The organism is Streptomyces sp. NBC_00459 (assembly GCF_036013955.1).
In the GTDB taxonomy this organism is placed as follows: Bacteria; Actinomycetota; Actinomycetes; order Streptomycetales; family Streptomycetaceae; genus Streptomyces.
In genome coordinates this window covers 9,003,791-9,024,227 of sequence record NZ_CP107903.1, presented here as the reverse complement: position 1 = coordinate 9,024,227, position 20,437 = coordinate 9,003,791, and the positions used below count along the sequence as shown (strand labels likewise).

The window sequence follows — 20,437 nt, the reverse complement described above, 5'->3', positions numbered from 1 at the left end:
CGAGATCGAATGCGCCCCCGCCGAGGTGGAGCAGCCATGACGCCGGAAGCCGACGACCGCATCCCCGGGCCGCCCGAGCGCACGGCCCCGGACCCGTCCGGAGCCCTCACGCCGCCGGCCAACCCGTATGCCCGTACGTACACGAACGGGCCGTTCACCGTGGTCGAGGTCTCCGGCGAGATCGATCTGGCGACCTCGGGCTTCCTCGCCGAGCATCTGGACGCCGCGACCTCGCGCCCCGGCCCCGACGTACTGGTCGACCTCCGGCGCGTCGGCTTCTTCGACTGCTCCGGCCTGCGCGAACTGTGCCGCGCCGACACCCGGGCCCGCGAGCGCGGCGGGCGGCTGCGACTGGTCTCCGACAGGCCCCGTCTCCACCGGCTGCTGAGCGCCGCGGTTCTGCTGCACCGCTTCCCGCCTCTCGCCCGCATCCCGGAGCCGGAGCCGGAGTGAGGGAACCGGTGTCGCGTTCCCGTGGACATGCCATGGGCCGGCCGGTGGCCCCACACCACCGACCGGCCCTGCTGCGAGATCGCGCGGCATCCCGCGACACAGGGCTCGCACTCCCCATCCGCGTGCGCCCCGCATTGCTCACGGAAGCGCGCGACCCCGGTCCCTAGAACGTGAAGACGGCTGTCCCGTAGGTGCTCTTCACGCACTCGTTCGCGAATGTCCGCTCATAGGCGACCCGCTGGCCCCGCCACACGCCCTCGACGGTGACGACCACGGGGTCGTACTGCTTGGTGCACTTCACGTCACCCGTCGGCACCAGCAGGTCGAAGTCGCCACCGGCGGCCCGGAGTTCGGCACAGGCCCGGGAGGCGGCCGGGTGTGTGCCCGAGGCCGTAGGGGCACAGGTCAGGGTGACGGCACGCTCGGGCGTGACAGCGGCCGCGGTGTCACCGTGGCCCATGGTGAGCACCAGGGCCGAGGGGGCGTAGAGCCCGGACGGGGCGGCGGCCGGGGCGGCGACGGCGGCCCCGGTGGGAGGGGCGCAGACGGCGGTGGCCGTCAGGGTCAGAGTCGCTGCCCAGCGCGCGGTGTTCGGCATTGTGTGCATCCTTCCGCTCAGTTCGAAGTTGCGAATCGAAGGTCCAACGGTCCGCATGGGTACTCGATCCCAGCCGGTCGGGCCGGATCGGCGAGCGTGAGTCTGCCGAGTCCGGCGCCGAAACTCATCTCGACCCCATGCGTTTCAGTAACCTTGCGTATTGAATCAGTGGCGTGAAGTTACGTTCTTCGATCGAGTGAAGCCCGTAACTGAGCGGTCGTTGATCGCTTGGGGCGACCGAGTGGCCGGATCCACCTGCCTTTTTAATCGGCCTGAAACATTCCGATTGAGCTCCGTACGGACTCCCTGGCGACCTCCGTCGTTCATCGAGCCACGTGGCGCCGGCGCTCACTCCACCGGCGGCGGGGGCCTTGTCAGACGCTCGCGCTACGTTGGGCGGCATGAGCCAATTCGTGTTGGTCGCGGGTGCGCGGCTCGGTGCCTGGGCGTGGGACGAGGTGGTGGTCGAACTGCGCGCCGCCGGGCACGGGGTGCACCCGCTGACGTTGTCGGGAGTGGCGGAACGGCAGGGCGAGCCGGCCGGGCAGCAGACGCATGTGCGGGACATCGTCGAGGAGGTCGAGCGCCTCGATCTGCGGGATGTCGTGCTCGTCGGCCACAGTTACGCGGGGATACCCGTCGGGCAGGCCGCAGAGCGGATCGGCGAACGGCTGACCCGGGTGGTGTTCGTCGACGCGAGTGTCCCGGCCGACGGCAGGTCGTTCCTGTGGGGCTGGGACAGCGCCGGGGTGGAGGCGTCGATCTCCGAGCACGACGGCTTCTGGCCGACCCCGGCGGCGGACCATTTCGCGGGCCAGGGGCTCACCGACGAACAGATCGCGCGGATGGTGAGCGGCTCGACGCCCCACCCCGGGGCCACCCTCACCGAGCCGGCCGTCCTCACGGGCTCGATGGGTGACCTCCCCGCGACCTACGTCAAATGTCTGCTCGACGACCCGGAGACGCCCGCGGACGTGGTCGAGCTGCTCAAGAGCGGCCGGTGGGAACTGGTCGAGCTGGACACCGGGCACTGGCCGATGTTCTCCAGCCCACGCGAGCTGGCCGCCGTCCTGCACCGGTCGGCGACCGCAGGCTGACGGCACGGTGGGGGTGGACGCGGTGGATCGTTTTCGCCCCCGCCGCCCCTGCCCGTCCCACCCCACCACCCCTCCCCCAGAAGGGCGACCCACACTGGGGGCTGCCGCCCCCAGACCCCCGCATAGGCCCTGAAGGGGCCCCGTCCTCAAACGCCGGACGGGCTGGAGGTGAACACCGGCCGGGTTGGGCCTACTGCTCCCTCGGGTCCGCGTCGACCTGGACCGCCTTGCCCGGAGGGCCGCCTATCGACAGGGAGCCGGGGCTGGCGGTGGCCGTGTCGGTGAGCCAGCGTTGGTCCGCGGAGCCGTCGCGGACCTTGACGACCACGTCCGTGTCGGGGTCGTCTGAGGCGGGAGCGACAGCGAGGCCCTCCTCCCAGCGGGGCAGCAACTCGCCCCGCACGGTGAGGTCGTAGCGGACGTCGTCGCCGCGCTCGGCGGACGCGGCGGCACAGCGGCCGAGGATGACGACACCGGCGTCGGCATGCGAGTCCAGACACAACTCGGGGTTGGCGACACTGCGCAACAGCCCGTCGTCCTCGTAGGTCCACATCTGGGTCCACGCGGTCGAACAGGGCCCCAGCTTGATGACGGCGCCGGCCGTGGCCCTGCCGCCCCGGATGTCGAGGCACCGGTCCGCCGTCACATTGCGCAGCCGGGTCTGCCGGGCGGCTGTCGGGCTGTTGCCCGTCGCGGAGGGTGAGGAGGACACCACGGGCGGGGTCGGCGAGGCGTCGGGCGTCGCGCCGCGTCCGCCGGTCGCGCTGGAGGAAGCGGTCGGGTCGGCACCGCTGCCGTCCTTCGGCCACAGTCCGCTGCCCAGCACCACCGCGAGAACGACGATCGAGGCCAGGCCCACGCTGGTGAGCAGGGTTCTTCTGTCGCGGGTCCCGCCCGGGACCGGTCGGCGCGGGAAGGGAATCCGGGCCGGCAGACGAAGGCGCCCCAGGCCGATTCCCCGGCCTGCTCCGCTCTCGCCACCACCGCCGCGGTGCCGGGCATGGCCCCGCAGCCGTGTGCCGCCCTGGCTGCGCCCCGGGCGCGAGTCGAGATAGCGCCGGGCGCCCCAGCCGAGCACCGCCTCGGCGAGCAATGTGCCCAGGCCGCCCTCGAAGTGGCTCAACTGCTCGGCGGCGTAACGGCAGTAGCGGCACTCCAACAGGTGCTGCTGCACATCGGGCAGCAGGGCGCCGCCGCGCCGGATGGGGACGTCGAGGAGACGGTTGTAGAACCGGCATTCCTTGGACGGCGCGAGTTCCCGGTGGGCGCGTACACAACCCTCCCGGAATTGTTCGCGGGCCTGTTCCAGCGACGCCGCCGCCATATCCGTGTCCATGCCAAGAAGAGTGGCGGGGACATGCATCGGATCGGCCTCCACCTCCGTGTGCCACAGCAGACACTGGGCGAGTCCGGGAAGGGACTGGAACGAACGCTCCGCGAGCTTTCGGTTTTCCGCCGTCATGGACTTCGCCGCACGCATTCCGCGACCGCCCGCCGGTTTCGTCAGGTCCGGCAGCACATCGGATATGCGGTCGTCCGCGGACCATTCCCTCACGGTGTCGCGCACGGCCACGAGGAACCGCGGGCGCAGGGCGACGGCCGACTCGGCCCGCATCACCCGCTCCAGGACCTGATGGAAGGCGGCGGCGGTGACCATCGAGGCGGTCCGGTCGGAGGTGGCGAGGCAGATGACCGCGTACTCATGGGTCGCCTGCCAGTGCCGCGCCGTCAGCAGGGCGACGGGTGGGCCGGTCTCGCCCTCCGGCCTGGTCCTGAGCTGGGCGGCAAGGCTCTCGTCCGATTCCCCAGGAACCCCACCGGAGTACGGGGAGTAGGACGGACGAGGGGGGTGGGGGTGGGGCACTGAGCGGTTTCCTTCCCACGCGCGGGCAACTCACAGAGGTTCCCGGCTGTGTCCCCCACCCGGCTGTGGCGCTGGACCGCCACAGAATCACCACCGGCGAATCGAGCCCGGCCATTCCCCCTGTACAAGTGGTTCACCCTTGCACAAGTCGCTCCTGGCCAACAAGGCACATGGGCAACATCCGCTCATTGAAGGAAAGTCAGCAACAGAGGAACCTTTCGGCCCTCGTACCGGCTTTCGGCATTTTCCCCGCGCCCCGTGTGAACCGCGCGCACGCGCCGGCGCGCCGCGCACACTTCCGGCGCGTGCAGCGGTGCGGTCCACTGGAACCGGCCTTCTCGAAGGCCCCGCGCGGAAAGGCGGCTCTCCCGCGCGAAACGGCCGCCGACCCCGTTCTTCCCGCCCTCGGTCGGCGGCCCCGAGGGCGGGCCCACCTCGGCAGCCCGGCAGCCCGGCAGCCGGTCAGAACTGCCCGGATCCGTTCAGATCTGCCAGGAGCGCAGCCGGTCCGCCGCGCCGTAGACGTCGACCTTCCCCGAGATCAGGTCGCGGGCGAGGTCGACGAGCGCGCCGTAGGGCGGGTCGATGCCGACGTCGCTGACGAACATGTACGCCACGGCGGTGGCGCAGGCGAAGCGGGCGTTGGCCGACGGCAGCGGCTTGAGCAGCGCGAGGGTGTGCAGCAGCGCGGCGGCCCGCCAGGCCGGGTCGGAGTCCACGCCGAGGCGTGGCGGGTCGACCCGGTGACGGGCCACGGCGGCCACCAGGGCGGAGAAGTCGTTGACCGTGGGCTGGTCCGGCAGGACCTCTTCGTGGCGCTGGAGCAGCCACGGCACGTCGATATGGATGACGGAAGCCATCGGTCAGGCGACCCGTCCCCGGCCCGGCGCGACCGGTTCGTCCTCGGGGAACGCTGCGGCGAACTCGTCGGCGTGGGCCGCGAAGAACCGCCGGAACTCCTCCGCGCCCTCCTGCAGGGCACGGTGGCGGGCGATGTCGGCCGCCGCCGCCTCACGCACGAGGGCCTTCATGGACGTACCGCGCTCCTTGGCTATCTGCCGCAGGTCCTCTAGCTCGCGGTCACTGAACTCCACGTTGAGAGCTGGCATGCCCCCACGGTACCGCGCCGGTACTTACCCGTAAATACCACCAGGTCAGCAGGGTAAGTCCGTGGTACCGAGGGGGCGAGGAACGGCCGGCTATCCCTGGTCGGCGACGAAGGACGCCATCCGGGCCAGGGCCGCGTTCCAGTTGATCGTGTGCTCGTTCGTCGACCACGACTGGATGTCGTCGATATAGCAGAACTGGCCGACGCAGCCCTGCAGTTTGCTCTGTGCGTAGGGGTCCTGAATGCTGGAGTTGGGGCCTCCCGCAAGCGTGCCGTCCGGCGGGCTCGGCAGGCTCGGGTCGAGCTGCTTGGCGTACCAACGGCTGTGCTGTTGATGCGAGTTGACCTCGCCGTAACCCGTCACGTACGACATGTTCAGCGCATTGCGGCCGAAGACGTAGTCCATGCTCTGGAGCGCGCCGTCCCGGTACTTCGAGGAGCCGCTGATGTCGTACGCGGTGGCGACGACCACGGCGTTGTTGAGGACCTGGGCGTTGGAGCCCCAGTCGTAGACGTTGGCGTCGGGGGCGTAGGGCATGCCGTACGGCTGTGCCGCCAGCGTGGTCAGATAGCCGTCGGCGCCCTTGATCACGGACTGGCGGACCTTGTCCCGGCCGGGCAGCCGGTTCGGGACGGTCGCCAGGTCGAGCCGGCCGGCCGCCGCGGTCCTGGCCCAGTCGAAGCCGAGGGGCACGAAGATGTCGGCCGTGTGGATCGGCGAGTTCAGGATGTGCCGCTCGAACGTCTTCTCACTGGTGGTGAGATACAGCTCGGCGGCGGCCCAGTAGAACTCGTCCCGCGCGTCGGTGTCATTGTAGGCACCACCACCGGTCGCGTCGTTCGGGTCGGCGTGAAGGTCCGGGTGGGCGAGGGCGGCCGTCCAGGCCTTCCGCGCCACCGCGAGGGCACGCGTGGCGAACGCGCGGTCGTAGGGCCGGTACAGCCGGGCCGCCTGCGCCGCCGTGGCGGCGAGGTTCAGGGTGGCCTCGGTGGTCGGCGGGTGCAGCTGCCGGTTCTGCGGGTCGTCGCTCGGCAGCAGCGGCAGTCCGGTCCACTGCTCGTCGTGCATCTTGTGGTGCGCCATGCCGGCCAGCGGCTGCCCGTCGGGCACCTGCATCCTCAGCAGGAAGTCCAGCTCCCAGCGGGCCTCGTCCAGGACGTCCGGCACCTTGTTGCCGCTCTCCGGGATGGCGAGCGTGCCGTCACCGAGCGCACCTCGCTGCCCCGTACGGGCGTGCAGGGCGCGCTCGTACGTGCTCAGCAGCTCCCACGTGGAGATGCCGCCGTTGACCACGTACTTGCCGTGATCGCCCGCGTCGTACCAGCCGCCGGTGACGTCGAGCGTGTAGTCGCACACGCCGGGCTGGCACGGTACGGCGGAGTCGCCCTGGTTGGGCGCGACGTCGACGTGGCCGGCGGGGCGGGCGTAGCCGGGGCGCAGATCTTCGCGGATCGCGATGCCGCTGCGCTGCGTGTAGTAGTACTTCAGCGAGTCCCGCCGCAGCCGGTCGTAGGCGCTCGCGTCGATGTCGAAGGGACGGCTCGTCTCACCGTCGGCGACCAGCGTGAGGCCGGTCCCGTGCTTGCGGTAGGAGCCGAAGTCGATCGAGTGGACGTTCTGCCCGGAGGAGGCGTCGGTGCCGCGCGGCACGGTCCTGCCGTGGGCCACCGTCTTCCCGTCGGCCTTCTTCAGCTGCCAGGGCAGGGGCTGCGTGGCGCCGGTGACCAGAGTGGCGTTCTTCGGGCCCGCTGGCAGATAGGCGACCTGGTTGACCCGTACCCGCGGTCCGGTGTCGGGTTCGTACACCTCGGGCGGCACTCCGCCCACCAGCGACACGTCGTCCATGCAGAACCGGAAGGGGTCGGCACTGCCGCCGAGCTGGAAACCGACCTGGCCCAGGGCGGTGTCTGCGGGCGCGGTGAACGTGTACGTGTACGAGTCACCCGACACGCTCAGCTGCGGGCTGACCTCGAAGTAGGTGTCGTACGGGGACACCGACAGGCCGACGATCGCCCTGACGACGTGTCCCGCGGGCGTGCCCAGCGCCTTGAAGGCGAAGCGGTACGACTCGCCCTTGACGAGGGTGATGTCGTTCTGGCCGACGGCGGCGTCCCAGCGGTTGGTGGTACCGCCGGGCACGTCCGCGCAGAGACCTCCGTCGGAGAGGCCGGCGGTGACGTTGCTGGTCGTCCACCAAGGGGCGGTGGTGGTGTCGAAGGTGCCGTTCTTGACCTGCTCGATCTCCTCGGCGCCGGCGGGTCCGGCGGGGAGTGCGGTGAGTGCCGCCGCGAGGAGGGCGGCCACCGGGAGCAGGGTGGTTCTGCGTCGTTTCACGTCTGGAGCTCCTCGGGTGAGGGTGGGGGCGCGGGTGCCGGAAGAGCGGCGCTTGCCGTGGGAGCGCTCCCAGATGCGGACGTCGCCCATGCTGTGCGAGGTCGTGCGGCTCGTCAACGGTGCGGACCGTACTGGGTTCAGGTACGGGGTTCTCGCCCCCGCCGCCCCTACCCGTCCCATCCTTCTGGGGCTCCGCCCCAGACCCCGCTCCTCAAACGCCGGAGAGGCTGAAATACCAACGCCGGCCCGCATATCCAGCCCGTCCGGCGTTTGAGGACGAGCGCGTTCAGCGCGATGGGGGGGTCTGGGGGCGCAGCCCCCAGGAACAGGATGGGACGGGTAGGGGCGGCGGGGGCGAAAATCAGCCCGCCGGTGACTCCAGCCGGGTGATCCGTACCGCGCCCCGCGTCTCCCCCGGGTAACGGCTCGTCAGGTCCAGCCGCAGCCCGGTTCCCCGTACCGCCGCGAAGGTGATCGCCGTGAGCGCGTCGGAGCCGTCGGCCCACTCGACGGTCGCGTCCGGCACCCGCACGTACCGGTCGCCGTCCCGGACGGACACCGCGACCGACGCGGGCAGGCTGTGCGTCGCGTCCACTGTGAAGGCGACCTCGATCCGGGTGAGGTCTCGGGCCCGTCCCCAGTCGACCGAGACCCAGTCCTCGGCGCGGGCCCCGCTGAACGCGGGCAGCAGCGCGGTCGGCGACTTGTAGAAGGCGTTGGACCAGCCGGTGCCCGGCGCGCCGTCGAGCATCGCGGCGGGCGGGGTGTCCGGGCGGCCGGAGTAACTGGCGTCCGCCCGCGGGTACACGGGGACTCCCGGACCGGGGTCGGGCTCGAAGAGCACGGCCGGGGTCAGCGCCTCGCCGTGGGCGGGCGTCGTACGGACCACGACCGTGCCCGCGCGCAACCCCGCCGAGCGGGCCGTGACCTTCAGCCGACCGGCCGCCGTTCCCGCCCGGACCATGGCAAGGGCCTTGCCGTGGAAGGCTGTTCGGGTGCTCGCCTGATAGCGCTCGGCGCTCTCCTCGCGCCCGTTGTCGAGGCCTGCCAGCGAGCCGCCGTCGACCTCGAAGGCGAGCAGGTGCTCGGCTTCGGGCACGACCACTCCCCGGGCGTCGACCACGTCTGCGGTCACGAAGCACAGTGAACGGCCGTCGGCCGCGAGGGACTTGCGGTCCGTGGTGAGGCGTATCGCGTGTGCCGGGCCCGCCGTCCGCAGGACGTCCGTCGCCACGACCCGGCCGCCCTGCCGGGCCACCGCCTTCAACTCGCCCGGCTCATAGGGCACATGCCAGGTCAGATGGAGCTTGCCCGCGCTGCCGTTCGGGCTGGTGTAACTGCCGGGCCAGGGGCCGGCGGTGACCGTCTTGTCGTCGCCGGTGGCCTCCGTGGTCTCCAGGTAGACGCGGCCGTCGACGGTCCTCTTCGTGTCGAACCGCCTGGTGCCGAGCGACTTTCCGTTGAGGAACAGTTCCACCGTGTCGACGTTGGCGTAGGCCCAGACCTCGACCGTGTCGCCCGGTTCGTGGTTCCAGGTCATCGGGAGCAGATGGACCATGGGCTCACTCGTCCACTGACTGCGGAACAGGTGGTACATGTCCTTGGGGAAACCGGCGGTGTCGACCGCGCCGAAGAAGGAAGCCTTGACCGGGAACACGTCATACGGGGTCGGCTCGCCGAGGTAGTCGATGCCCGACCACAGGAACTCGCCCGCGAACCACTTCCGGTCCCGGTCCTTCTTCAGGCCGTACTCGCCGCTCATCGTCCAGGAGGCGAGGTTGTTGTCGTACGACGAGACCGCGCGCCGCCCCGGGGTGTGGTTCTCGCCGGTGTTGAGGTGTTCCGGTTCCTGGTAGGTGGACCGGGTGGAGGTCTCGGACGAGGACTCCGACTCGAACAGGAACAGGTGCGGATAGGCGATGTGCAGGTTGTCCACCGACTTGGCGGTGTTGTAGTTGAGGCCGAGCCCGTCGAGCTTGGCCAGCATCAGATCGGCCGCGGAGCCCCTCGCGGGCGGGGTGCGGTACTTGTCGGAGCCGATGACGAGCGGGCGGGTGTCGTCGGCCGCCCTGATCGCGCCGATGATCCGGTCGGCCATGGCGAGCCCGGCGGTCCGGGTGGAGTCGGTGATCTCGTTGCCGATCGACCACATCAGTACGGCGGGCGAGTTGCGGGCCGCGAGCACCATCTCGGTGGCGTCCTTCTCGCACCACTCGTCGAAGAACCGGCCGTAGTCGTAGCGGTTCTTGGGGGTGCGCCAACAGTCGAAGGCCTCCACCAGCATCACGATGCCCAGTTCCTCGCAGACCTGGATCATCTCCGGCGAGGGCGGGTTGTGGGAGGTGCGGAAGGCGTTGACGCCCATCGACTTCATGATGGTCATCTGGCGGCGGATCGCGTCGACGCTGACAGCCGCCCCGAGGGCGCCCAGGTCGTGGTGGAGATCGACTCCCTTGATCTTGTGAGGGACGCCGTTGAGCTGGAAGCCCTCGTCCGGGTCGAAACGGAAGCTCCGGATGCCGAAGGTGGTGCGGTGGGTGTCGACGGTGGTGCCGCCGACGCGCAGCTCGGTCTTCAGGGTGTAGCGGTGCGGGGCCCCGATGTCCCACAACCTCGGTTCGCGGACGGTGAGTTCATGGGTCTCGGTCGACCGGTCGGTGACGGCGACCGTGGAGGCCGTACGGGCGACCGTACGGCCGCGGGGATCGACGATCCGGGAGACGACCTCGACCTCTGCGGCGGCGCCCGACTCGTTCGTCACGGAGGTCCGCACGCGGACGGCGGCCCGCTCCGCGGTGATCTCCGGGGTGGTGACATACGTACCCCAGCGCTCGACGTGCACCGGTTCGGTGACGACCAGGCGGGCCTCGCGATAGATGCCGCTGCCCGAGTACCAGCGGCTGCTGGGCAACTGGTTCTGCACCTTGACCGCGAGCACGTTCTCGGTGGTGCCGTCGGTGTGCAGGAGGTCGGTGAGGTCGAGGGCGAAGCCGGTGTAGCCGTACGGGTGGCTGCCGACCCGCGTGCCGTTGCAGTAGACGTACGAGTCCATGTAGACGCCGTCGAACTCCACCGAGATCCGCTTGCCGGCGAGTCCCGGCGGGAGTGTGAAGGCGAGGCGGTACCAGCCGAGGCCGCCGGGGAAGAACCCGGTGCCACTGGTGGTGTTGTGGTCGGTGGTCGGGGCGAGTTCGACGCTCCAGTCGTGGGGGACGGCGACCGTCCGCCACGCCGAGTCGTCGTAGGCGGGGTCGTGGGCGTTCGCGTACGCGCCCGTGGGATCGGTGATCCCGCCCGGGTCGACCAGCGCGAAGCGCCAGCCGTCCCGCAGCGGGACGGTTCGGCGACCGGCCCGGCCGGTGGCGGCCCGCGCGTCGGCCGCGGTGCCCAGCAGGGCTCCGGCCGCGGGGGCGGACGTACCGGCGACCAACACCGATCTGCGAGTGACCGTCAAGGTGGCTCTCCCTCATCAGGGCCCAGAAGTACTCACAATTGATCGTTAACAAACAGATTCTGACGGTGTGGAACATGCGCCCGTCAAGAGTCCGGTGACGTACTTCGGCCTCACCTGTCACAACGGCCTGAATCCCGCCCCACGGGGCGGCCTGCGTGACGGTCCGGGGACAGGAGTGTTCCCGACCATGCGGGGACAGAACGCACTAGTGTGGAACACCAGTGACATCCCCTGCTCACTGTGAGTGTTCACGATGGAGTGGCGACGATGAGTCCGGTGTACCCGTTCGACGATGCCGCCACGGCGCGGGCCGTCGTCGACGCGCGGGGCGCACTGACCGGCTGGAACGAGGGCGCTCGTCAGCTGCTGGGCTGGTCGGCGGCCGAAGTGCTGGGCCGTCCCGCGACCTTTCTGCTGGCCGCCGACGGTTCGGACGAACCCGGGCGGCCGGCGGAGGACATCTGGCACGGCACTCTCGCGCTGCGTCACCGCGACGGCCGGACGATCTCCTCCTGGCTCCTCGCGCACTACCGGCCCGCCCCGGACGGCGGCCGGGGCGACTGGCTCCTCGTCACCCCCCTGGAGGACGGTTCCCGGCCTGCGGACGATCCGCTGATGCGGGCCGCGCTGGCCCAGGCGCCCTGTGCGACGGCCGTCTACGACGACCGGCTGCGACTGGTCGGTGTCAACGACGCCATGGCCACGGTCATCGGGCTGCCGCTGGAGCGCATCCGTGGGCTCAGAATCGCCGAGATAGGGGGCAGGGAGCGCAGCGCGGAGCTGGAGCAGCACATGCTCGACGTGCTCACCAGCGGCCGGGCGAAGGACGTCCAGACCTATCTGCGCACCGGCGGCGAGGACCACGCGCACGCCTGGCTGGCCCGGCTGGCACCGCTCAAGGACGCCGAGGGGCGGGTGCGGGGGGTCTGTCTCGCGGCCCACGACTTCACCGCGCAGTACCTCGCCCGTGAGCGGCTCCAGCTGGTCAACGAGGCGAGCGTGCGCATCGGCACCACCCTCGACGTCACCCGTACGGCCCAGGAGCTGGCCGACGTCTGTGTCCCGGCGCTCGCAGACTTCGTCAGCGTCGACCTGCTGGACCCCCCGCAGCACGGCGGCGACCACCGCCAGGCCGAGCTGACGGCGCCCCTCAGTCTGCGCCGGGCCGCCCACCGGTCGATCATCCCTGGCAGCCCCGAAGCCGTGGCCAAGCCGGGGCAGCTGGACGAGTACCCCGCCTTCTCGCCCCAGGCCGACTCCCTCCTCGCGGGCCGCACCATCGTGGCCACCCTGCCCTCCGACGACCTCGAACGGCGGCTGGCCTGGGACAAGGCGCGCCTCAACCGGGTCAAGGAGTTCGGCATCCACTCCATGATGTCCGTGCCGATCACCGCGCGCGGTACGACGCTCGGTGTCGCCGTCCTGACCCGGTACCGGCGGCCCGACCCCTTCACGGCCGACGACGCACTGCTCGCCGAGGAGGTGACCGCCCGGGCCGCCGTCTGTATCGACAACGCCCGCCGGTTCTCCCGCGAACGCGACACCGCTCTCGCCCTGCAACGCAGCCTGCTCCCCCGGAACCTGCCGCGCACCGCCGCCCTCGAAGCGGCCTCGCGCTATCTCCCGGCGGCGCGGGCCGGGGTGGGCGGCGACTGGTTCGACGTGATCCCGCTGTCCGGGATGCGGGTCGCGATGGTCGTCGGGGACGTGGTCGGCCACGGCATCCAGGCCTCCGCCACCATGGGCCGGCTGCGCACCGCCGTGCGCACGCTCGCCGACATCGACCTCGCCCCGGACGAGCTGCTCACCCACCTCGACGATCTCGTCGTACGGCTGTCCGCCGAGGCCGGCAGCGAGGGCGGCCCGGGCGAGGTGGGCGCGACCTGTCTGTACGCGGTGTACGACCCGGTGTCGCGACGCTGCACCCTGGCCCGCGCCGGGCATCCCCCGCCGGTCATGCTCACCCCGGGCGGCACTCCCCGGCAGGTGCGGCTACCCGCCGGTCCGCCGCTCGGTCTGGGCGGGCTGCCGTTCGAGTCCACGGAACTGGATCTGGCCGAGGGCACGGTCCTCGCCTTCTACACCGACGGGCTGATCGAGAGCCGCGAGCGGGACATCGACGCCGGTCACCGGATGCTGTGCGACGCGCTGGCGGCGTACGCCGACTCGCTCGACGAGACGTGCGACCGCATCCTGCACACGCTGCTCCCGCCGGGTGGCGCGGCGGACGACGTGGCACTGCTGCTGGCCCGCACCCAGGGCCTGCCCGCCTCCCATGTCACGACGTGGGACATCCCGGCCGACCCGGCGCTCGTCGGGCCGATCCGCAAGCAGGTCGGCGAGCAGCTCGACGTCTGGGACCTGAGCGAGGCCTCCTTCACCACCGAACTGGTGGTGAGCGAGCTGGTCACCAACGCCATCCGCTACGGCTCGCACCCCATCCGGCTGCGGCTCATCCACGACGCGGCCACCCTGATCTGTGAGGTCTCCGACTCCAGCCACACCGCTCCGCACCTGCGGCGTGCCAGGACCTTCGACGAGGGGGGCCGCGGTCTGCTGCTGGTCGCCCAGCTCACCGAGCGGTGGGGCAGCCGCCACACGCCCGACGGGAAGACCATCTGGGCGGAACTGTCCATGACGGACGAGATGTGAGTCCCGGCACTCACTGACGACGGCTCGGTTCTTTGCCGCGTGGTCCTTTTCCTTTTGGGTCCCCGGTCTCCGGACAGCCGTGACGTGCACGAGACGCCGTTCGCGCGGTGACTTCCAGGAGTGTGGACGGGGCGACCCCCGCACCCGCACCCTGCGCGGCTACGCGGGCGCCGCCCGACCCGGTCGAGGGGCCGGTGACCGGGGCCTGCTTTCATGGAGGGGTACCGCCGTCCCTGTCCCGGAGGACCGAACTCTGAACGCCGTGTCCGCCGAGGCCCTGTCCGTCGTCCTGCTCGTCGCTGTCCTGGCCTGCGCCGTTGTCCGCCCGTTCGGGCTACCGGAGGCGGTCGTGGCGGTTCCTGCCGCCGGGCTCGTGGTCGTCACCGGCGCGATCTCGCCGGATCACGCGTGGGAGGAGGCCGAGCGGCTCGGGCCGGTGGTCGGCTTCCTCGCGGCGGTGCTGGTGCTGGCCCACTTCTGCGATGTCGAGGGGCTCTTCCGGGCCTGCGGCGCGTGGATGGCCCGATGGGCGAAGAACCGGCCCGGGCGGCTGCTGACCTCGGTCTTCGTGCTCGCCTCGGCGATCACGGCCGTACTGAGCCTGGACGCGACCATCGTGCTGCTGACCCCGGTGGTGTTCGCCACGGCCGCCCGGACGGGAGTCAGGCCCAAACCGCACTCCTACGCCTGCGCGCATCTGTCGAACACGGCTTCGCTGCTGCTGCCGGTCTCCAACCTCACCAACCTGCTGGCGTTCAGCGCGAGCGGCCTGAGCTTCACCCGGTTCGCCGCGCTGATGACGCTGCCCTGGCTGGTCGCGATCGGCGCCGAGTACCTGGTGTTCCGGCGCTTCTTCGCCGCCGACCTGGCCGACCCGACACCGGACACTCCGCCTGCGGACACAGGCACCGACACGGCGGACGCGCCCGCGCTCCCCCTGTTCGCCCTCGTCACCGTGGCCTGCACGCTGGCCGGGTTCGTCGTGGCCTCCGCGCTGGGCGTCGATCCCGCGTGGGCCGCGCTGGCAGGAGCGCTCGTACTCTCCGGACGCGCCCTTCTGCGACGGCAGGCCACCCCGGTGACAGTGCTGCGGGCCACGGCTCCCGGGTTCCTCGCGTTCGTGCTGGCTCTGGGCGTCGTCGTGCGCGCGGTCGTGGACAACGGGCTCGCGGACGCGCTCGGCCGGGTCCTGCCCGACGGGACCGGGCTGGCCGCGCTGCTCGGGATCGCCGCGCTGGCCGCCGTACTCGCCAATCTGATCAACAACCTGCCCGCGGTGCTCGTGCTGCTGCCGCTGACCGCCACGGCCGGTCCAGGCGCGGTGCTCGCCGTACTGCTCGGGGTGAACATCGGTCCGAACCTGACGTACGCCGGATCACTGGCGACCCTGCTGTGGCGGCGCATCGTCCACCAGAACGAACACGACATCGGGGTCGGGGAGTTCACCCGGCTCGGGCTGATCTCCGTACCGGCCGCGCTGATCCCGGCCGTGGTGGCGTTGTGGGGCTCGCTGATGGTCCTCGGGGGCTGAGGGACCGGCGGGTCCCGGTCGTCAGCGGCCTCCCCAGCCGCCGTAGCCGCCGTATCCGTAGCCGTAGCCGTAGCCGCCGCCGTAGTTGCCGCCGCTGGTGTTCTGGCCGTTCCCGCAGTTGTAGTAGCCGTAGTAGTAGCAGGGCACGCTCGTCGGGTTCGAGGCCGAGGGGGTCGGGGTGGCCGCCGACGGTGTCGGGGACGGCTGGGCCGGTGGGGAAGTGGGGGTCGGCGTCGGGGTCGTCGAGGGCTCGGGGCTCTTCTTGACGGCGGGGGGTCCGGACTGGGCGGCCGCGTCCCAGTTGACGGCCTCCATCTGGAGCGAGGGTGCCGAGGAGTCGAAGACCCAGTGCTGGTCGGCGGACTCCTCGCGCGACTTCAGGACCAGCGGAGCGTCTCCCTCGCCCGGGCCGTCCGCGGGCGTCAAGGCCAGCTCCTGGTCCCAGCGTGGGACCAGGGTGCCCTGGAGGGTGAAGTCGTAGCGCACGTTCTTGGTGGCGGGCTGGGCCGTGCCCGTGCACGGGGCGAGCGTGACCGAGTAGCCGAGGTGGGAGTCGAGGCAGAGATCCGGGGCGGCGGCGTTGCGCAGCAGTCCGTTGGTCTCGTACGACCACTCCTGGCCGGCCGCCGCCGAGCAGCTGGTCAGCTCGGTCTCCGCGCCGTTGACGGCCTTGCCGCCGACGATGCCGATGCACAGCCCGGACTCGACGTTGTGCAGTCGGCCGCGCAGGGCGCCCTTCGTGGTCTCGCCCGAACCGACCCAGGAGGGGTCGCCGGCCGTGTCGGAGCCGGTGGTAGCGGTGTCCGGGGGGCTGGTCTCGGCCGTCGAGCCGTCCTCGTCGTCCGAAGCCAGGACGGACCACAGGACCAGCGGGACGAGGACCAGCGCGCTGACGGTCGCGGCGGCCAGGACACGGTTGCGGCGGCGGACCGCCCGCCGGGCGGCCTTGTGTGCGGACCGGTGCGAACCGGTGCGGACGACCAGTTCGGTGGAGATGGGCGCGTTCGTGGGCATGGGCGGAGCCTGGGCCAGGACACGCGGGACCGGGAGCACGCTCTCGACCGTGGCCATCTCGATGATCGGGGCCTGTTCGACCTCCACGATGGCGCTCTCCGCGGCCCGTCCGGGGCGGGACTCCAGATAGGCGCGCGCACCCCAGCCGAGGACCCCCTCGGCGAGCGCGAGGGCGAGGTCGCCGTTGAACTGGTTCAACTGGTCGGCGGCGTACCGGCAGTGCATGCAGTCGGTGAGGTGCTTGGCGAGGTCGGGGTCGATCTCGAAGCTGCGGCGCCGGCAGGTGACGTCGATCAGCCGGATGTAGCGGCGGCACTCCTCCTGGGGCACGACCTCGCGGTGGACGTGCAGGCACTCCTCGCGCAGGCGTCCGCGGGCCCGGCCGAGTTCCACGGCGGCGTCCGACACGCTCAGGCCCAGCAGGCCGGCGGGTATCTCCAGCGGTTCGGCCTCGACCTCGGCGTGCCAGAGCAGGCAGCGCGCGGACTGCGGGAGGTTCTGGAAGGCCCTGGAGAGCAGCCGTCGGTCGGGCGCGGGCAGCAGCCGGGCGGCGACACGGCTTTCGCTACCAGGTCTGGAACGCAGCTCGGGGTGGAGCATTTCGTGGCGGTGGTCGCCCTCCCACTCCGCCGCCAGCCGGCGCACGGTGACCAGGAGGTGGGGCCGCCAGGCGGAGGTGGGGCCGCTCTGGCGCAGGGATTCCCCGAAGAGGCGGGTGAACGCGGCGGTGGTGAGCATTCCTGCGGGGCGTGGGCCGCTGGTGCACAGCCGGGCATAGGCGAAGGCTGCTTCCCAGTGCCGGTCGAGCAGTTCACCGACGGGATGGAGCGCGGGCGTCGTCCCCGTCCACTTCTTCAGCTCCGCGCTGAGTTCGACGTCCGAGGCGTCGTACGCGGGAGCCGGTGTAGGGGAATTCGACAGGCCTGCGTCTTTCACGTCTGTATTCCTCCACGGACAACGCGGGTTTTAGTCCATACCTAGGGGTATGCGACCCTGCCGACGAAACGACAGGATCCGACCAAACAGGGGATCGGCATCGCGAACACCCGCAGCGGACAGCTCTTTTGGAGCGGGGAGTCAGCGGGGGCGTCGCGTACGTGCAGCAGGAAAAAGATTGCCCGCACGCCGACGTGCACACCTTTGCACAGCTCATCGAGCCGTAACAAGAGATCACGCCGTTTTCCGCATTGCACTGTGACCTAATGCGGTTGACTGCGCGTCAATGGGATGCACCTTTAGGGATTGCCACTGTATCAACATCCTCATTGCAAACGGTATTCACTTCACTCAGGGACGTTTCGCAACCATTGAGGTGCGTCCTGTGCCGATGGCGCGAAATCGCCCGCCCGCAGTGTCCTGTCCCCGCCTCTTGTGCGTTTCCGCAGCTCATGGTCGCGGGCATGCCGTCCGCCGCCGTAACGCACTGCCTCGTCATGACAGTTGACCGGTCCCTGCACCTCTGTGTGCAGGAGCGGCCGTGAAACCAATAGCGGGCGCGGTGTACGCCGGATCGCGTCTGCACAGTGCCCGGTACGCGCCCGGCGGCGTCCCGTGACGCTCGCGGAAGACCCGGTTGAAGTGGAAGGGGCTGGCGAAACCGGAGGCGAAGGCGACGCGTTCCACCGGCAGGTCGGTGGCCTCGAGCAACCGGGCCGCGTGGCGCAGCCGGGCCTCGCGCAGCGCCCGCATCGGGGACCGGCCGAGTTGCTCGGTGAACAGGTGCGCGAACCGCGAGGGCGAGAGCGCGACCTCCTCGGCGAGCGATCGGACGGTGTGCGGGGCGCCGGGGTCGGCGGCGATGAGTGCTTCCGCCCGGCTCACCCGGGGGTCCACTCCCGGCCGTTGCGGAAGGGGGCGGGCGGCCGCCGAGGCCAGCAGGACGATTTCCTCCAGGGAACAGAGGGCGAGCTCCCGGGCTGCGGCGCCGTGTGCGACCGCTGTCGGGCCGTCGGGCACGGCCTGGACGGCGGAAGCGGAGGCGGGCGGGCGGGTGTCGCTGCCCGGCCAGCGGGCGTCCGACAGCATGCGCGCGAACGCCGTCGCCATACGGTCGTGCAGTGCTTCCGGAACCGGGGCGACGACGTACATGCCGTCCCCGACGGCGTACGGGCTCAGCCAGGCCGTCCAGGAGGGGCGGGCCTGGCAGTGCGCCCACCAGAACCGCCAGTGCCGGGCGCCCGGCCGGACCAGGTAGCGGTGGGGCACCCCGGGGCCGAGGACGACCAGGTCCCCGGCGCCGGCCCGCGCCTCGGCCGCGCCCTGGGTCAGCAGACCGTGGCCGTCCGTCGTCCAGGTGAACAGCCAGCTTTCGGCGCCCTGCGGCCGGTTGACGGCGTAACCGGGCCCCTCGTCGTAGCGCCCGACGGTCACCAGACCGGGCGGCGGTGCGGGGACAGCGGTCTCGGGCAATCGGTCAGCGCTCATGGGCATCCTCCCCGGGATGCGACAACCCTAGTCTGGCGGCCGCTGACAGCTGACCGAAGGAGTCGAGGATGACAGTCACGGATATCGAGGACGCCGGCGCCCCCATCCTGCCGGAGGAGGAGCGCCGGCGGTTCGAGGAGGACGGATTCACCGTTGTGCGGGGTCTCTTCGAGTACGACGAGATCGCCGCGTTCCGCGACGAGTTCACGGCGTTGCACGCGGCCGGTCCGGTGCCGGGGCATTTCGAGCCGCGCCCGTCCGGGCAGGACGGGCGCCCGGCCGACCCGCTGGACGAGTATCCGCGGGTGATGCAGCCGCACGAGTTCCACGAGCCGTCCCTCGGGCGGCTGTTGGATCCCCGGCTGCGCGCTGTCCTGGAGGTGCTGCTCGGCGAGGAGGTCCTGGCCGCGCAGAGCATGTTCTATTTCAAGCCGCCGGGTGCCCGGGGCCAGGCGCTGCACCAGGACAACTTCTATCTGCGGGTCGAGCCGGGCACCTGTGTGGCCGCGTGGATCGCCTGTGACTCGATCGACCGGGACAACGGCGGCCTGGAGGTCGTGCCGGGCACGCACCGCATGGACCTGTTCTGTCCGGAGGAGGCGGACGCCGGTGTGTCCTTCGCCCGGGAGTACGTGCCCCCGCCGCCCGGGCTGGCCACGGTGCCGGTCGACATGGCCCCGGGTGACGTCCTGTTCTTCAACGGCAGCCTGGTGCACGGTTCGCAGCCCAACCGGAGCGCCGACCGGTTCCGCCGCTCGTTCATCGGACACTATGTGGGCCGCTCGGCGGAGAGCATCGCCCACTTCTACCGCACGATCTCCATGAACGGCGACCGGGTCCGGCTGCGCGAGAGCGAGGGCGGGGGGCCGTGCGGTACGGAGTTCGGGTCGGCGTCCGCACCGCACTGACACATCGCCGCGGTCGGGTCAGTGGCCGCTGACCGGGTGCGGGGTGTACGGCTGCCCCAGTTCCTCGATCTCCTTGTCGGTCAGGTCGAGGTCGACGGCGGCCACGGCGTCGTCGATGTGGTGCGGCTTGGTGGCGCCGACGATCGGGGCGGTCACCGTGCTCCGGTGCAGCAGCCAGGCCAGGGCGACCCGGGCACGCGGGACGTTCCGCTGAGCCGCGATGCGGGCGACCGCGTCGACGATCGTACGGTCGCCCTCCGGGTAGAGGGTGCGGCCGAAGTCGTCGGTCTCGCTGCGCCCGGTGGTGGTGTCCCAGTCGCGGGTGAGCCTGCCGCGGGCCAGCGGGCTCCACGGCAGGACACCGACGCCCTGGTCCTCGCAGAGGGGCAGCATCTCGCGCTCCTCCTCGCGGTAGAGGAGGTTGTAGTGGTTCTGCATCGACACGAACCGGGTCCAGCCGTGCTCCCGGGCCGTGTACTGAGCCTTGGAGAACTGCCAGGCGTACATCGAACTCGCCCCGATGTACCGGGCCTTGCCCGCCTTGACGACGTCGTGCAGCGCCTCCATCGTCTCCTCGATCGGGGTGACCGGGTCATAGCGGTGGATCTGGTACAGGTCGACGTAGTCGGTGCCGAGGCGGGTCAGGCTGTGGTCGATCTCGGTCAGGATCGCCTTGCGGGACAGACCCCCGCCGTTGGGACCGGGCCGCATCCTGCCGTGCACCTTCGTGGCCAGCACGATCTCGTCGCGGCGGGCGAAGTCGGCGAGCGCCCTGCCGACGATCTCCTCGCTGGTGCCGTCGGAGTAGACGTTCGCCGTGTCGAAGAAGGTGATGCCGGCATCGAGGGCCTGGCGGATCAGCGGGCGCGACGCCTGCTCGTCGAGGGTCCACGCGTGGTTGCCGCGGTCGGGAAAGCCGTAGCTCATGCAGCCCAGACAGATCCGCGACACGTCCAGGCCCGTCGAACCGAGCTTCACGTACTGCATCGTTGCTGCTCC

General features: G+C 71.0%; 14 protein-coding genes. 5 read left to right on the top strand and 9 right to left on the bottom strand.

Annotated features, from left to right (window positions below):
* Positions 1-36 precede the first annotated feature (36 nt).
* On the top strand, positions 37-453 hold the full coding sequence (locus OHN74_RS39605) for an STAS domain-containing protein (protein WP_327699387.1): 417 nt from the start codon (positions 37-39) through the stop codon (positions 451-453).
* Between the two features lie 163 nt (positions 454-616).
* Here OHN74_RS39605 and OHN74_RS39600 read toward each other — a convergent pair whose 3' ends face one another.
* Positions 617-1,051 (bottom strand): protease inhibitor, encoded by a 435-nt coding sequence (locus OHN74_RS39600; protein ID WP_327699386.1) that lies wholly within the window; start codon positions 1,049-1,051, stop codon positions 617-619.
* Between the two features lie 401 nt (positions 1,052-1,452).
* Here OHN74_RS39600 and OHN74_RS39595 point away from each other — a divergent pair, with 401 nt between their 5' ends.
* Positions 1,453-2,148: an alpha/beta fold hydrolase gene (locus tag OHN74_RS39595; protein ID WP_327699385.1), complete on the top strand. Its 696-nt coding sequence runs from the start codon at positions 1,453-1,455 to the stop codon at positions 2,146-2,148.
* 190 nt (positions 2,149-2,338) lie between these two features.
* Here OHN74_RS39595 and OHN74_RS39590 read toward each other — a convergent pair whose 3' ends face one another.
* The 5 genes from OHN74_RS39590 to OHN74_RS39570 all read right to left on the bottom strand — a co-directional run bounded on the left by OHN74_RS39590 (position 2,339) and on the right by OHN74_RS39570 (position 10,909).
* Positions 2,339-4,012 (bottom strand): RICIN domain-containing protein, encoded by a 1,674-nt coding sequence (locus tag OHN74_RS39590; RefSeq protein ID WP_327699384.1) that lies wholly within the window; start codon positions 4,010-4,012, stop codon positions 2,339-2,341.
* Positions 4,013-4,494: 482 nt separating this feature from the next.
* On the bottom strand, positions 4,495-4,872 hold the full coding sequence (locus tag OHN74_RS39585; RefSeq protein ID WP_327699383.1) for a toxin Doc: 378 nt from the start codon (positions 4,870-4,872) through the stop codon (positions 4,495-4,497).
* 3 nt (positions 4,873-4,875) lie between these two features.
* The gene (locus OHN74_RS39580; RefSeq protein WP_235472787.1) at positions 4,876-5,121 is read right to left on the bottom strand and encodes a hypothetical protein; all 246 of its coding nucleotides are present in this window, start codon (positions 5,119-5,121) and stop codon (positions 4,876-4,878) included.
* Between the two features lie 90 nt (positions 5,122-5,211).
* Positions 5,212-7,455, bottom strand: coding sequence for a glycoside hydrolase family 9 protein (locus OHN74_RS39575; RefSeq protein WP_327699382.1), 2,244 nt, complete (start codon positions 7,453-7,455; stop codon positions 5,212-5,214).
* 361 nt (positions 7,456-7,816) lie between these two features.
* On the bottom strand, positions 7,817-10,909 hold the full coding sequence (locus OHN74_RS39570) for a glycoside hydrolase family 2 TIM barrel-domain containing protein (protein ID WP_327699381.1): 3,093 nt from the start codon (positions 10,907-10,909) through the stop codon (positions 7,817-7,819).
* Positions 10,910-11,176: 267 nt separating this feature from the next.
* Here OHN74_RS39570 and OHN74_RS39565 point away from each other — a divergent pair, with 267 nt between their 5' ends.
* Both OHN74_RS39565 and OHN74_RS39560 read left to right on the top strand, forming a co-directional pair.
* Complete coding sequence (locus tag OHN74_RS39565) at positions 11,177-13,561, top strand: SpoIIE family protein phosphatase (protein ID WP_327699380.1); 2,385 nt, start codon at positions 11,177-11,179, stop codon at positions 13,559-13,561.
* A gap of 253 nt (positions 13,562-13,814) precedes the next feature.
* A complete protein-coding gene (locus OHN74_RS39560) occupies positions 13,815-15,092 on the top strand; it encodes an arsenic transporter (RefSeq protein ID WP_327700423.1) in 1,278 nt (425 codons plus the stop codon).
* 21 nt (positions 15,093-15,113) lie between these two features.
* Here the strand turns inward: OHN74_RS39560 and OHN74_RS39555 are convergent, their stop codons facing one another.
* Positions 15,114-17,042, bottom strand: a complete 1,929-nt coding sequence (locus tag OHN74_RS39555; RefSeq protein WP_327699379.1) for a ricin-type beta-trefoil lectin domain protein — start codon at positions 17,040-17,042, stop codon at positions 15,114-15,116.
* A 495-nt stretch (positions 17,043-17,537) separates the two neighbouring features.
* A complete protein-coding gene (locus OHN74_RS39550; protein ID WP_327699378.1) occupies positions 17,538-18,530 on the bottom strand; it encodes a helix-turn-helix domain-containing protein in 993 nt (330 codons plus the stop codon).
* 68 nt (positions 18,531-18,598) lie between these two features.
* Between OHN74_RS39550 and OHN74_RS39545 the strand changes: the two genes are divergently transcribed.
* Positions 18,599-19,438, top strand: coding sequence for a phytanoyl-CoA dioxygenase family protein (locus tag OHN74_RS39545; protein WP_327699377.1), 840 nt, complete (start codon positions 18,599-18,601; stop codon positions 19,436-19,438).
* A gap of 18 nt (positions 19,439-19,456) precedes the next feature.
* On the opposite strand, the gene OHN74_RS39540 is transcribed toward OHN74_RS39545, so the two are convergent.
* A complete protein-coding gene (locus OHN74_RS39540; protein ID WP_327699376.1) occupies positions 19,457-20,425 on the bottom strand; it encodes an aldo/keto reductase in 969 nt (322 codons plus the stop codon).
* Between the last annotated feature and the right edge of the window lie 12 nt (positions 20,426-20,437).

Bases quoted from the DNA above. Each gene is read 5' to 3' on its own strand.
- OHN74_RS39605 (WP_327699387.1), top strand. From the start codon at position 37: ATGACGCCGGAAGCCGACGACCGCATCCCCGGGCCGCCCGAGCGCACG.
- OHN74_RS39600 (WP_327699386.1), bottom strand. From the start codon at position 1,051: ATGCCGAACACCGCGCGCTGGGCAGCGACTCTGACCCTGACGGCCACC.
- OHN74_RS39595 (WP_327699385.1), top strand. From the start codon at position 1,453: ATGAGCCAATTCGTGTTGGTCGCGGGTGCGCGGCTCGGTGCCTGGGCG.
- OHN74_RS39585 (WP_327699383.1), bottom strand. From the start codon at position 4,872: ATGGCTTCCGTCATCCATATCGACGTGCCGTGGCTGCTCCAGCGCCAC.
- OHN74_RS39580 (WP_235472787.1), bottom strand. From the start codon at position 5,121: ATGCCAGCTCTCAACGTGGAGTTCAGTGACCGCGAGCTAGAGGACCTG.
- OHN74_RS39565 (WP_327699380.1), top strand. From the start codon at position 11,177: ATGAGTCCGGTGTACCCGTTCGACGATGCCGCCACGGCGCGGGCCGTC.
- OHN74_RS39550 (WP_327699378.1), bottom strand. From the start codon at position 18,530: ATGAGCGCTGACCGATTGCCCGAGACCGCTGTCCCCGCACCGCCGCCC.
- OHN74_RS39545 (WP_327699377.1), top strand. From the start codon at position 18,599: ATGACAGTCACGGATATCGAGGACGCCGGCGCCCCCATCCTGCCGGAG.
- OHN74_RS39540 (WP_327699376.1), bottom strand. From the start codon at position 20,425: ATGCAGTACGTGAAGCTCGGTTCGACGGGCCTGGACGTGTCGCGGATC.